Below are 12,509 nucleotides of genomic sequence, written 5' to 3'. Positions count from 1 at the left end.
TTTTAGACAGAGGATTGCTTAATGATAAATAAAATTTTTGCACTTCCGGTAGTCGAACAACTTACCCCTGTGCTCTCCCGCCGTCAGATTGACGGTGCCGACGTTATCGTCGTTGACCACCCGCGCGTTAAAGCCTCCGTGGCGCTGAACGGCGCGCACCTGCTCTCCTGGAAACCGGAAGGCGAAGCGGAAGCGCTGTGGCTGAGTGACGCCACCTCGTTCAAAAAAGGGGATGCGATTCGCGGCGGCGTACCGATCTGCTGGCCGTGGTTTGGCCCGTCCGCACAGCCGGGTTTGCCTTCTCACGGTTTCGCCCGTAACCAGCAGTGGACGCTGAAAGCACATAACGAAGATGACAACGGCGCAGTACTGACCTTTGAGCTGCAGGCTAATGATGAAACCCGCGCCCTGTGGCCGCATGATTTCACCCTGTATGCCCGCTTCAAACTGGGTCAGAGCTGCGAGATTGAGCTGGAAGCTCATGGCGAGTTCGAGACCACCTCTGCCCTGCATACCTACTTCAACGTGGGTGACATCAATGCAGTGAAGGTGAGCGGCCTGGGCGATACCTTTATCGACAAAGTTGATAACGCGAAGGAAGGTAAGCTGAGCGACGGCGTTCAGACGTTCCCTGACCGTACTGACCGCGTCTATTTGCATCCGGAAGCGTGCAGCGTGATCCACGACGGTGCTCTGAACCGCGGCATTGAGGTGGTTCATCACCATCACAGCAACGTGGTGGGCTGGAACCCGGGGCCTGCACTCTCCATCAGCATGGCCGACATCCCTGATGACGGTTACAAAACGTTCGTCTGCGTGGAAACGGCCTGCGTAACCACCCCGCAGAAAGCGAGCGAGGAAAAGCCGTCTCGTTTAGGGCAGACAATTCGCATCGTTAAGCGATAAGGTCGCTGCACCACACCAAAGCAAACGGGGCGCAAGCGCCCCGTTTTGATGCAATGATTGCACCGCGATAATGCACAATCAGAACTTGTAGGTCACGCCCACCGAGAAGATGCCAGCCCAGGACTTATCAACCATCGGGCTATCCTTCACTTCGTCGCTCAGACGCTCGTAACGGCCGGTACCGTAGACGTTCCAGTCGCCAAGGAAGTTATAGCTCGCGGTCAGCTCCAGGTAAGGATCCCAGCCATCATCGGCGCTGTAGCTTTTCAGCCCACTGCGGCGGGACTCGTTTTTAGAGACGCCGTAGTAATAGTCGTTGTAGTTTTCACTGTTGTACTGCACGCCGATACCCGGCGTCAGGGTGAGCCCACCGTTGGTATAGCGATACAACCACGCCAGATCCCAGATAAAGCCGTTGCTGTTATCCAGCGTATCACCCGCCAGGGCCGTACGGAGGAAGCCATACTGGGTGTTATGCACGTATGAAAGCCCGGCCATCATGGAGCTTTTGCGCTTGTCGAGCTGGCGAAGCGCGTGGCTGTCGCTGTCGCCTGGCTTGAAGTGCGTTGGATCGTAGTAGGCCATGATAGAGAGCTTATCGGCCGTATCGTTCCACAGATAGTAGCCGCCGCCGAGACCGCGGAACCAGAAGTTATCGCCTTCATAGGTGATAACGGGTACAGGATAAACATCGCGGTCATACTGTTTGTATGGGCTGTTAATGACGCCAACGCCCGCACCCACCGTCCACTGACTTTCCGCCTGAGCGGTGCTAACTGCGGTCGCGGCAAGGATGCCCAATGCCAGAAGTTTGAGTTTGGTCACAATCCATTCTTTCCTGTAGTCAAATAATCAGCGGGTGAAGTGTAACCGCCATTCCCGTACATCCCAAAATTTTTTGCCTGCTAATCAGTCTGATTAACCCATTATTTTTAACTTTTCAGATGACAACCCGCTTTCATTTATATGACCGATGCATGAAAAACGTGCTTGAGCCTTATAACCAGGGTGGAAATTTTTGGATGAGTTATTGATATGTCATTGAAATTAGTTTTTCTCAGCATGCAAGTTTGGCAAATGCCATCTACGCTTAAATTTAAGAAGAGTTTTCCTGAACACCTGCGGTTCTTAGAGTCTGACCTGGCACACAGGTTGCTGCTCTGGCAGTGGGGTGCGAGAGATTCTCTTCCGGGAGCCTCCACTACTCATACGAACGGCTCTTATCCTGTGCTAAAAAACGAAAGGACGGCATGCCATGAATATATTCGATCACTATCGCCAGCGCTACGAAGCTGCCAAGGACGAAGAGTTCACACTGCAGGAGTTTCTTACCATTTGTCGGCAAGATCGCAGTGCCTATGCCAATGCGGCAGAACGGCTATTGATGGCTATCGGTGAGCCAAACATGGTTGATACTGCCCTGGAGCCACGGCTTTCCCGTCTATTTTCGAATCGGGTGGTCGCCCGATATCCGGCGTTCGAAGAGTTCTATGGTATGGAAGATGCCATTGAACAGATTGTCTCCTATCTGAAGCATGCCGCCCAGGGTCTGGAAGAGAAGAAACAGATCCTCTATTTACTCGGCCCCGTCGGCGGCGGTAAATCCTCGCTGGCTGAACGCCTGAAGTCGCTGATGCAGCGCGTACCGATTTACGTGCTAAGCGCCAACGGCGAACGCAGCCCGGTGAACGACCATCCGCTGTGCCTGTTTAACCCGCAGGAAGATGCGCAAATTCTGGATAAAGAGTTTGGCATCCCGCGTCGCTACCTCGGCACCATTATGTCGCCGTGGGCAGCAAAACGCCTGCACGAATTTGGCGGTGATATCACCAAATTCCGCGTCGTGAAAGTGTGGCCATCCATACTGGAGCAGATCGCTATCGCCAAAACCGAACCGGGTGATGAGAACAACCAGGATATCTCGGCGCTGGTGGGTAAAGTCGATATCCGTAAGCTGGAAAACTTCGCACAAAACGACCCGGATGCCTATGGCTATTCCGGTGCGCTGTGCCGCGCCAACCAGGGGATTATGGAATTCGTCGAGATGTTTAAAGCACCGATCAAAGTGCTGCATCCTCTGCTGACGGCGACCCAGGAAGGGAACTACAACGGGACGGAAGGTATCTCCGCCCTGCCGTTTAACGGGATTATTCTCGCCCACTCGAACGAATCGGAATGGGTAACCTTCCGTAATAACAAAAACAATGAGGCCTTCCTTGACCGCGTGTACATCGTCAAGGTGCCTTACTGCCTGCGGATCTCCGAAGAGATCAAAATTTACGAAAAACTGCTTAACCACAGTGAACTGGTGCATGCGCCATGCGCTCCGGGCACGCTGGAAACGCTCTCGCGCTTCTCCATCCTGTCGCGTCTGAAAGAGCCGGAAAACTCCAGCATCTATTCGAAAATGCGCGTCTACGATGGTGAAAGCCTGAAAGATACCGACCCGAAAGCGAAATCGTACCAGGAATACCGCGATTACGCCGGGGTTGATGAAGGGATGAACGGCCTCTCCACGCGTTTCGCGTTTAAGATCCTCTCCCGGGTCTTTAACTTCGACCACGCGGAAGTGGCGGCCAACCCGGTTCATCTGTTCTACGTCCTGGAGCAGCAAATCGAGCGCGAGCAGTTCCCGCAGGAGCAGGCTGAACGCTACCTTGAGTTCCTGAAAGGCTACCTGATCCCGAAATATGCCGAGTTCATTGGCAAAGAGATCCAGACGGCCTATCTGGAATCCTATTCAGAATACGGGCAGAACATTTTCGACCGCTATGTCACCTATGCTGACTTCTGGATCCAGGATCAGGAGTACCGCGACCCGGATACCGGCCAGCTGTTTGATCGTGAATCCCTGAACGCGGAGCTGGAAAAAATCGAGAAGCCTGCCGGGATCAGCAACCCGAAAGACTTCCGTAATGAGATTGTGAACTTCGTCCTGCGCGCCAGAGCGCATAATAACGGGCGCAATCCGAACTGGACCAGCTACGAGAAGCTGCGCACGGTTATTGAGAAGAAAATGTTCTCCAATACCGAAGAGCTGCTGCCGGTGATCTCGTTTAACACCAAAACCTCAACCGACGAGCAGAAGAAACACGACGATTTTGTCGACCGTATGATGGAAAAAGGCTACACCCGCAAACAGGTTCGCCTGCTCTGCGAATGGTATCTGCGCGTGCGTAAATCGTCCTAAAACAAGTGCCCGGTAGCGCCTGCGCCTGCCGGGCCAACAAAAACGCAAGTTGGCAAATGCAGTACGGGGGGTATATGACCTGGTTTATTGACCGGCGTCTTAACGGCAAAAACAAGAGCACGGTGAACCGCCAGCGCTTCTTGCGCCGTTATAAAGCGCAAATTAAACAGTCGATCTCCGAGGCCATCAACAAACGCTCGGTCACCGACGTCGACAGCGGCGAGTCTGTCTCCATCCCTACCGATGACATCAGCGAACCGATGTTTCATCAGGGGCGCGGCGGCCTGCGCCATCGCGTTCATCCAGGTAACGACCACTTCGTTCAGAACGACAGAATTGAGCGCCCTCAGGGCGGCGGCGGTGGTTCAGGAAGCGGTCAGGGGCAGGCCAGCCAGGACGGTGAAGGCCAGGATGAGTTCGTTTTCCAGATTTCGAAAGATGAATATCTCGACCTGCTGTTTGAGGACCTTGCGCTGCCGAATCTGAAAAAGAATCAGCATCGTCAGCTTAACGAGTATAAAACCCATCGCGCGGGCTATACCGCTAACGGCGTGCCCGCCAATATCAGCGTTGTGCGTTCGTTGCAGAATTCTCTGGCGCGCCGCACGGCCATGACGGCAGGCAAACGTCGCGAACTGCGCGAGCTGGAGAGCAGCCTGAAGGTCGTGGAAAACACGGAGCCGGCGCAGCTGCTGGAAGAGGAGCGCCTGCGTAAAGAGATTGCCGAGCTAAGAGCGAAGATCGACCGCGTACCGTTTATCGATACCTTCGACCTGCGCTACAAGAACTACGAAAAACGTCCTGAACCCTCCAGCCAGGCGGTGATGTTCTGTCTGATGGACGTCTCCGGCTCGATGGACCAGGCCACCAAGGATATGGCGAAGCGTTTCTATATCCTGCTCTACCTGTTCCTGAGCAGAACCTATAAGAACGTGGAAGTGGTTTATATCCGCCATCACACCCAGGCCAAAGAGGTGGATGAACATGAGTTCTTCTACTCCCAGGAGACCGGGGGGACCATCGTATCAAGCGCCCTGAAGCTGATGGATGAAGTAGTGAAAGAGCGTTACGACCCGGCGCAGTGGAACATTTATGCCGCGCAGGCGTCGGATGGCGACAACTGGGCCGACGACTCACCGCTGTGTCACGAGATCCTGGCGAAAAAAATTCTGCCGGTGGTGCGTTACTACAGCTATATCGAAATCACCCGTCGCGCCCACCAGACCCTGTGGCGGGAATATGAACATCTGCAGTCCATGTTCGATAACTTTGCCATGCAGCATATCCGCGATCAGGATGATATTTATCCTGTGTTCAGGGAGCTGTTCCACAAGCAATCTGCTACCAGCAACGCATAACCCAACAGCCAGCGAATCCGCTGGCTGTTTTCTTTCGACCCCGTTTATCCCGTGCTAATGTAGCAAGCTGCATACTGGATTATCACCGGGAAAATGATGATGACTGACGACGTTATGGGGACAAGTACCCACCATCAGCTGATTACCTTACTCACCGAGCAGGGCGCGCGTTTTCGCGTCATGGAGCACGAGGCGGTGGGGAAATGCGAAGCGGTGAGTGAAATTCGCGGGACCGATCTGCGCCAGGGGGCAAAAGCCCTGGTCTGCAAGGTGAAGGGCAACGGCGTTAAAAAACACGTACTGGCGATTCTGGCCGCCGACCTGCAGGCCGATCTGAGCCAGCTTGCCAGCCATTTTGGCGGGCTTAAAGCCTCCCTCGCCAGCCCGGCCGAGGTCGATACCCTTACCGCCTGCGTTTTTGGCGCGATCCCGCCCTTTAGCTTCCATCCTGATTTGGCGCTAGTGGCCGACCCGCTGCTATTCGAGCGTTTCGACGAAATTGCCTTTAACGCCGGTTTACTGGAGAAATCCGTGATCATGGACACCCAGGATTACCTGCGCATCGCCCGTCCTGAGCTTGTAAACTTCCATAAGGCGTCGTCGTGACGGCGCTAGCCTCTTCTTTCCAGAAACAGCACGGAGGCGACGAGAATCACGGCAATAGCGAAAAACGATGAGGAGATAATGAGCGTTTCAACAAACATGTGATCGTTCATGATGGCGATCCCTTTGCGATACCTGCCTTCGTTTTAATCCGCGTAAATGACAAGGTAATGACAGCGATAAAACCTTTTTAACGCTGTCCTCCGCCGCGTTTGCGCGTAAAGTAAGCAGGATAATTATTCTGGCAAGGATCCCCCATGTTTGACCCGACTCTGCTCATTCTTCTGGCGCTCGCCGCGCTCGGCTTTATCAGCCATAACACCACCGTTGCCATCTCGATTCTGGTGCTGATTATTGTGCGCGTGACCCCGTTAAATACCTTTTTCCCGTGGATAGAAAAACAAGGCCTCACCATCGGGATCATCATTTTAACCATCGGGGTGATGGCTCCCATCGCCAGCGGCACCCTTCCCGCCTCAACGCTGCTGCACTCGTTTGTGAACTGGAAATCACTGGTGGCGATCGCGGTGGGGATTTTTGTTTCGTGGCTGGGCGGACGCGGCGTTACGCTGATGAGCAGCCAGCCCTCGCTGGTGGCGGGCCTGCTGGTGGGCACGGTACTCGGCGTGGCGCTCTTCCGCGGCGTGCCGGTAGGCCCGCTGATTGCGGCAGGGCTGGTGTCCCTGTTTATCGGGAAGTCATAGTCAGGCTGGCCATGTAACGCGCCGGCGTCTGGCCCAGCCCCTTTTTGAACATGGTGATAAACGCGGTGGTAGAGTCATAGCCCAGAGACTGTGCCACCTGCTGCACCGATTTCCCGCTAATCAAATGCTGTAACGCCACGATCAGCTGAAGCTGGTGACGCCAGCGGCGAAAGCTTAAACCGGTCTCTTTGACCACCAGCCGCGCCAGGTTGCGTTCACTCATCGCGAAATGGCTTGCCCACTGCGCCAGCGTCTGCCAGGCGGCGGGCTCTTCCGCCATCTTCTCGCTCATCAGCCGAATTTTAGGATGGGGAGAGACGGGCAGCTGCAGATGCTCCTGGCGCTGGAGCGGCAGCTCGTCAAACAGGACGTCCACCAGACGCGATGTGGCCGCAAGATGCAGCTGTTCACGTGATTTCTCCGCCAGGGATAAAATCAGCTCCCGCACCAGAGGAGAGATTTTCAGGGTGCAGCAGCGGTCGGGCAGGCTGGCAGCACCAGGCTCAATAAACAAAAAGCAGAGCTGCGCCCCCGGCGTGGCCCTGTTGCTGTGCGGCATTTGGCCTGGGATCCAGACGGCATACTGGGGCGGTACCATCAGCATCGCATTTTCCACTTCGCAGGTGATCGCGCCGCCAAGGGCCAGAATCAGCTGCCCCTTACGGTGTTGATGCTGCGGAATATATTGTTCTTCCGTCACCACGCGGATGCGAAACGCGACGGCCGCATCGTGCTGGCTATCAGGATCGTAGCCGTCCAGTCCCAGACCAATCATCAGGTTGTCCGATATTAGCGATAAACTGTCATTTTAGCCTGATTTCAACCGCTGAGAAAATCGGTATTGTGTGCGCTCGCTTGAACGTATGAGAACACAATGACTACTGCTCTTCGCACCTCAGGAAAACAGGGCGCGCTGTTGATCGCAGGCATCCTGATGATTGCCACCACGCTTCGCGTCACCTTTACCGGCGCAGCGCCGCTGCTCGACACTATTCGCCTTGATTATGGCTTAAGCACGGCGCAAACCGGTCTGCTGACCACCCTGCCCCTTCTGGCGTTCGCCCTCGTCTCGCCGCTCGCGGCGGGCGTTGCCCGGCGTATCGGCATGGAGCGCAGCCTGTTTATCGCCCTGATGCTGATTTGCATCGGGATTGCGGTTCGCTCCCTGCCTTCCGCTACTCTGCTTTTCATCGGAACGGCGGTGATTGGTTGCGGGATCGCGCTGGGGAATGTGCTGTTGCCCGGCTTAATTAAGCGTGATTTCCCGGGCCAGGTTGCCCGACTCACCGGCGCCTATTCCCTGACGATGGGTGTCTCTGCCGCGTTAGGCTCGGCGCTGATCGTACCTCTGGCTCAGGGTGATGCGGGCTGGCACGGCGCGCTGCTGATGCTGATGGTGTTTCCGCTGGTCGCACTGCTGCTCTGGCTACCGCAGTGGCGTCAAAAACACGTCGCAACGGTAACGGGCGCAGGCGCGCTGCATAACCGCGCGATCTGGCGCTCGGCACTCGCCTGGCAGGTGACGCTCTTTCTGGGGATAAATTCGCTGATTTATTACGTCATCATCGGCTGGCTGCCGGCCATATTACTCAGCCATGGCTTTAGCGAAGCGCAGGCCGGCTCGGTGCACGGCCTTTTACAGCTTGCCACGGCCGTGCCGGGGCTTGCCGTTCCGCTCGTCCTGCAGCGTATGAAGGATCAGCGAACCATTGCCGGAGCGGTTGGGCTGATGTGCGCGGTAAGCGCGGCGGGTTTGTGGTTTATGCCTGAGATGGCGGTGATGTGGACGCTGGTGTTTGGCTTTGGTACCGGGGCAACGATGATCCTCGGCCTGACGTTCATCGGCCTGCGCGCCAGCTCCGCACACCAGGCGGCAGCGTTGTCCGGTATGGCACAGTCTATTGGTTATCTGCTCGCCGCCTGCGGTCCGCCGCTGATGGGTAAAATTCACGATTCGGCTGGAGACTGGCGGATCCCGCTTCTCGCCTGCGCGCTGGCCGCTGTCGTCATGGCCATCTGCGGCGTACTTGCCGGGCGCGACCGGGAAATCGCGCCCCGATAAACACGGTGGCAGACCATCGGGTCTGCCTTTTTTACCCGCGCGCCGCGCGCAGCATTGCCTGCACCAGCACCACCGGACGCCCTTCCAGCGCAGCACGCTCGTGCTGGAATAAGGTGATCACAAAGAACGGATGGGTCACCAGCTCCGCAGCGCGGATTTCCCCCTGCTCGTCCCAGCCCGTCACGCGCATATCACCGCTCTCCAGTTCCTGAGCAAACGCCGCCGATACGCCATAGTTACAGTGATAACCCTCTACGATTTCCGGCTTTCCGTAGGCCTTCGCGATCAGCGTATTATTGCGCAGCTCAATGGCATCGGTTTTCTCCACCAGCGAGCAGGTCAGCGGCGCAATCACCATCGTGCCTTCGGTATCCGTCTCAGCATGTGCCGCGTCGCTCCAGCCCAGCACGTTACGGGCATACTCAATTAACGCATGCTGGAACCCACCGCAGGTGCCCAGGAACGGAATGCTGTTTTCACGCGCGTAGCGTGCGGCAATAAAGGCCGCCTCGGTATTTTTATAGGGGCTTGCGGGAACCAGCCAGATGGCATCGTAGCCCACCAGATCCTCAGAACTGGTTAATTCCGTGGTGGCAAGCCAGTCGTAATCGGCGGTGAGGTCAAGGACCGCGGCGGCGTCGTCAATGGCCAGCGGGATCGCCTTGTGTGCAATAACATCAGGATTGTAATCGCCAACCAGCGCAATGCGCAGCGTCGTTTTAACCGGGAGGTGTTCCATGAAAGGTTCCTTATGCCAGAGTATTATCAGATAACATAAGGAACCTCAGACTACCGATCTTCTGCAATTATCACAATACCTTAAATTGGGAGGGTGGAATTATGATTCAGTGCAAACGCGTCTATGAACAGGCGAGCCCGGGCGATGGCTATCGGGTTCTGGTGGACAGGCTCTGGCCCCGCGGGGTGAAAAAAACGGACCTCGCGTATGACGAATGGTGTAAAACGCTCACACCGTCCAGCGCGTTACGCAAGGACTTTCATAGCGAAGCGATTGATTTCGCGGCCTTCACTAAAGCCTACAAGGAAGAGCTGGCGCAGCATAAGGACGAAGGAGAGCGTCTGGCGGCGCTGGCGAAAAAGCAGACCGTAACCCTGCTCTACGGCGCGAAGGACACGAAGCAGAATCACGCTCTGGTCTTAGCCGACTGGCTGCGCCATCTGTGATCAGCTGACCGTTAGCTCATCCTGAATTTGCGGGGCTTCGTCCGGGGTGAGCGGCATCAGGTGTTCGGCGCGAACAAACGCAAAGCCGTGCTGATTATCAAAGGCGTAGACGTCTCCCGTCACCAGCCAGAGCGCGCGGTCCGCGCTTGCGGGTAACTGCGTCATCACGCCGTTGACCGGGTTAACGAAACGCTGGCCGGGCTGGCAGAGACCAAATAGCTCCACAGATTTACCAATATTGCGACGGCCTGACGCCGTGCGGGCACCGACGATCATCGCCACGCTGCCCGGTTTAAGCTGAAACATACTTCTCTCGCGGTAACGGTAGTCAGAAATTAGCTAAGAATAATCCTAAAGAGAAGTGTATCGCAGCTACTGTCCCTCTGTCACCTGGCAGGTTGCGGATGATCGCGACGATAGAGCGTCCATTCGTCGATCACTTCGCCACCGGGCAGCTTGCACTCGGTGCGGACTCCCTGCGGGCTTTGAATTGGGACCTGTTCCCCGCCCTTTTCCAGGCAGTAAACGGAAGCCGGGTTCGCCATGCCCACGGCGTGCGGCGGTTTCGGGGCGTCGGGTGGGGTTGTTTTTGCGGTGCAGGCAACCAGGGGAAGCGCCAGCGCCATTAGCAGAAATCTCATCTTGTTGATCCTTTTGACATCATCATTGGCTAAGGGTAACGGCTTGTCGCCGCTTTCTCCATGATTTCTCCATTCTAACTGCACTTTTCAACGCTACAGTCTGGCATGTTCTCACTTTGACCAGAGAACATCATTCCGTAATCAAGATGTCTTTGCCCCGTTCTCAACAACGGGGCTTTTTTTCCCGCCTGCTGCCTACCTCTGCATATATTAAATTTTCTATATTCATGTTTTACTATGCCGGAAGCCTAAAAATTCAGCATAACATGCAGATGCAGACGTCTTCTGCCTGGGAGTCATTCTACGTCATGTCGGATCTTATCCTCGCTCGCGTTTCAGAAACCCTTGCCACCGAGCACTCCCTTGAAAGCCTTGTTCGCCAGCTGCTGGAGATGCTGGAAATCGTCACCGACATGGAGTCGACGTATCTGACGAAGGTGGATATAACAGCCCGGCTGCAGCATATCCTCTATGCCCGAAACAGCAAGCAGATGACTATCCCGGAAGGGTTAAGCGTGCCATGGGATGAAACGCTGTGTAAGCGCGCGCTGGATAGCGACACATTATTCAGTAACGATGTTCCCGAGCGCTGGCCGGAGTGTGAAGCGGCGAAAGCACTCGGCATTACCACTTACATGAGCATCCCCGTTCATCTTGCCGATGGCTCGCTTTACGGTACGCTCTGCGCCACCAGCACGGCAAAAAAACCGCTCAGCGCGCGCGGCGAGCAGATGTTAAAACTCTTCGCCGGGTTAATTAGTCAGTACATTCAGAAAGAGTCTCTGGTGACCCAGCTCCGTGAAGCCAACGCGGCGCTTATCGCCCACTCCTACACAGATGCCCTTACAGGGTTACCCAACCGTCGCGCCATTTTTGAGGATCTGACCACCCTGTTTTCGCTGGCGCGGCATCTGAAACGTAACGCCATCATTGCCTTTATCGATCTGGATGATTTTAAACTGATTAACGATCGATACGGGCATGAAGCAGGCGACCAGTTCCTGATTGAAGTGGGCAAGCGTTTGACCGCAGAAAAACAGCAGGACGATATCATCGGCCGGCTGGGCGGCGATGAGTTTCTGGTGGCCACTCTGAGCAACGTCGAGAATGAGGAGCAAATCCACCTTCTCAGAACGCGCCTCAGCGCCCGAATTGCGGGGGAATACTGGCTGGGTAGCATCAGCATCATCTATCCTGGCGCCAGCCTCGGCGTTATCGAAGTGGATCCCGGCGTAACCGATCCGGACAGTGCGTTACGTGCCGCGGATATCGCGATGTATCAGGATAAAAAAGGAAAAAGCAAAACAGGCTTTCTCGCGATGGATTAACCCCGTACACTCTACGGCGTTATAAAAACCGAAACAGGTGATGATATGAGAATAGGGATCCTCTTCCCGGTCGTTATTTTTATAACGGCGGTGGTATTTCTGGCGTGGTTTTTTGTCGGTGGTTACGCTGCTCCGGGGGGATAAATGAGAAAAACCACCCTTATAATGTTGATCGTTGCCGTCGTGGCGTTTGCCGGCACGCAATTTGGCTGGTGGTAAACCCGTTACGTAAAAAGGCCGCCATATGGCAGCCTTTTTAACGCTTCAGTATTAGCTTTTGATCTTTCTGTAGATAAACAGCACAACCAGCGCGCCGATCACCGCGACCGCGAAACTGCCGAAGTTAAAGCCATCGACTTTACCAAAACCGAACAGCGTACTGATCCAACCGCCGACTACCGCGCCGACAATACCCAGTATTATGGTGACGATAAACCCACCGCCATCTTTGCCCGGCATGATCCACTTCGCCAGAATACCCGCAATAAGCCCAAAGATAATCCAGGATAAAATTCCCATAACTTTCCTCTCT

16 protein-coding genes are annotated in these 12,509 nt (G+C 55.3%); 9 read left to right on the top strand and 7 right to left on the bottom strand.

Features of this window, described 5'->3' with window-relative positions; genetic code table 11:
• Positions 1–21 precede the first annotated feature (21 nt).
• Positions 22–906, top strand: coding sequence for a D-hexose-6-phosphate mutarotase (locus AC2FAJ_RS00900; RefSeq protein WP_280027247.1), 885 nt, complete (start codon positions 22–24; stop codon positions 904–906).
• 78 nt (positions 907–984) lie between these two features.
• Here the strand turns inward: AC2FAJ_RS00900 and AC2FAJ_RS00895 are convergent, their stop codons facing one another.
• A complete protein-coding gene (locus AC2FAJ_RS00895) occupies positions 985–1,731 on the bottom strand; it encodes a MipA/OmpV family protein (protein WP_041910477.1) in 747 nt (248 codons plus the stop codon).
• Between the two features lie 430 nt (positions 1,732–2,161).
• Between AC2FAJ_RS00895 and yeaG the strand changes: the two genes are divergently transcribed.
• From yeaG to AC2FAJ_RS00880, 3 genes are all read left to right on the top strand, one after another.
• Positions 2,162–4,096 carry a protein kinase YeaG gene (yeaG, locus tag AC2FAJ_RS00890; protein WP_014883443.1) on the top strand — a complete coding sequence of 645 codons (1,935 nt, stop codon included), beginning with the start codon at positions 2,162–2,164 and terminating at the stop codon, positions 4,094–4,096.
• 74 nt (positions 4,097–4,170) lie between these two features.
• Positions 4,171–5,454 (top strand): YeaH/YhbH family protein, encoded by a 1,284-nt coding sequence (locus AC2FAJ_RS00885; RefSeq protein WP_028012767.1) that lies wholly within the window; start codon positions 4,171–4,173, stop codon positions 5,452–5,454.
• Positions 5,455–5,553: 99 nt separating this feature from the next.
• On the top strand, positions 5,554–6,060 hold the full coding sequence (locus tag AC2FAJ_RS00880; RefSeq protein WP_028012766.1) for a YbaK/prolyl-tRNA synthetase associated domain-containing protein: 507 nt from the start codon (positions 5,554–5,556) through the stop codon (positions 6,058–6,060).
• Positions 6,061–6,065: 5 nt separating this feature from the next.
• Here AC2FAJ_RS00880 and yoaI read toward each other — a convergent pair whose 3' ends face one another.
• Positions 6,066–6,170 (bottom strand): small membrane protein YoaI, encoded by a 105-nt coding sequence (yoaI, locus tag AC2FAJ_RS00875; RefSeq protein ID WP_088205013.1) that lies wholly within the window; start codon positions 6,168–6,170, stop codon positions 6,066–6,068.
• A gap of 144 nt (positions 6,171–6,314) precedes the next feature.
• On the opposite strand from yoaI, the gene AC2FAJ_RS00870 reads away from it, so the two are divergent.
• Complete coding sequence (locus AC2FAJ_RS00870) at positions 6,315–6,761, top strand: DUF441 domain-containing protein (protein ID WP_008500737.1); 447 nt, start codon at positions 6,315–6,317, stop codon at positions 6,759–6,761.
• Here the strand turns inward: AC2FAJ_RS00870 and AC2FAJ_RS00865 are convergent.
• Entirely contained in the window at positions 6,745–7,536 is a 792-nt protein-coding gene (locus tag AC2FAJ_RS00865) for an AraC family transcriptional regulator (RefSeq protein ID WP_041910482.1), read from the bottom strand. The genes AC2FAJ_RS00870 and AC2FAJ_RS00865 overlap by 17 nt on opposite strands.
• 99 nt (positions 7,537–7,635) lie before the next feature.
• Here AC2FAJ_RS00865 and AC2FAJ_RS00860 point away from each other — a divergent pair, with 99 nt between their 5' ends.
• Positions 7,636–8,823 (top strand): CynX/NimT family MFS transporter, encoded by a 1,188-nt coding sequence (locus AC2FAJ_RS00860; RefSeq protein WP_485453705.1) that lies wholly within the window; start codon positions 7,636–7,638, stop codon positions 8,821–8,823.
• 31 nt (positions 8,824–8,854) lie between these two features.
• Here the strand turns inward: AC2FAJ_RS00860 and AC2FAJ_RS00855 are convergent, their stop codons facing one another.
• Positions 8,855–9,562 carry a CTP synthase C-terminal region-related (seleno)protein gene (locus tag AC2FAJ_RS00855; RefSeq protein ID WP_028012763.1) on the bottom strand — a complete coding sequence of 236 codons (708 nt, stop codon included), beginning with the start codon at positions 9,560–9,562 and terminating at the stop codon, positions 8,855–8,857.
• A gap of 101 nt (positions 9,563–9,663) precedes the next feature.
• On the opposite strand from AC2FAJ_RS00855, the gene AC2FAJ_RS00850 reads away from it, so the two are divergent.
• The gene (locus AC2FAJ_RS00850) at positions 9,664–10,008 is read left to right on the top strand and encodes a DUF488 domain-containing protein (RefSeq protein WP_041910484.1); all 345 of its coding nucleotides are present in this window, start codon (positions 9,664–9,666) and stop codon (positions 10,006–10,008) included.
• Here AC2FAJ_RS00850 and AC2FAJ_RS00845 read toward each other — a convergent pair whose 3' ends face one another.
• Together AC2FAJ_RS00845 and AC2FAJ_RS00840 are read right to left on the bottom strand one after the other, a co-directional pair.
• The gene (locus AC2FAJ_RS00845; protein ID WP_045630116.1) at positions 10,009–10,314 is read right to left on the bottom strand and encodes a nuclear transport factor 2 family protein; all 306 of its coding nucleotides are present in this window, start codon (positions 10,312–10,314) and stop codon (positions 10,009–10,011) included.
• 80 nt (positions 10,315–10,394) lie between these two features.
• Positions 10,395–10,649: a putative hemolysin gene (locus AC2FAJ_RS00840; RefSeq protein ID WP_041910485.1), complete on the bottom strand. Its 255-nt coding sequence runs from the start codon at positions 10,647–10,649 to the stop codon at positions 10,395–10,397.
• Positions 10,650–10,957: 308 nt separating this feature from the next.
• Here AC2FAJ_RS00840 and AC2FAJ_RS00835 point away from each other — a divergent pair, with 308 nt between their 5' ends.
• Positions 10,958–11,977: a sensor domain-containing diguanylate cyclase gene (locus AC2FAJ_RS00835; protein WP_485453983.1), complete on the top strand. Its 1,020-nt coding sequence runs from the start codon at positions 10,958–10,960 to the stop codon at positions 11,975–11,977.
• 45 nt (positions 11,978–12,022) lie between these two features.
• Entirely contained in the window at positions 12,023–12,121 is a 99-nt protein-coding gene (locus AC2FAJ_RS00830) for a YoaK family small membrane protein (RefSeq protein WP_479985036.1), read from the top strand.
• A 126-nt stretch (positions 12,122–12,247) separates the two neighbouring features.
• On the opposite strand, the gene AC2FAJ_RS00825 is transcribed toward AC2FAJ_RS00830, so the two are convergent.
• The gene (locus tag AC2FAJ_RS00825; RefSeq protein WP_028012758.1) at positions 12,248–12,496 is read right to left on the bottom strand and encodes a GlsB/YeaQ/YmgE family stress response membrane protein; all 249 of its coding nucleotides are present in this window, start codon (positions 12,494–12,496) and stop codon (positions 12,248–12,250) included.
• Between the last annotated feature and the right edge of the window lie 13 nt (positions 12,497–12,509).

The sequence above is a fragment of the Enterobacter cloacae complex sp. 385G4 genome (assembly GCF_057320665.1).
This window is presented reverse-complemented; position numbering and strand designations above follow the sequence as displayed.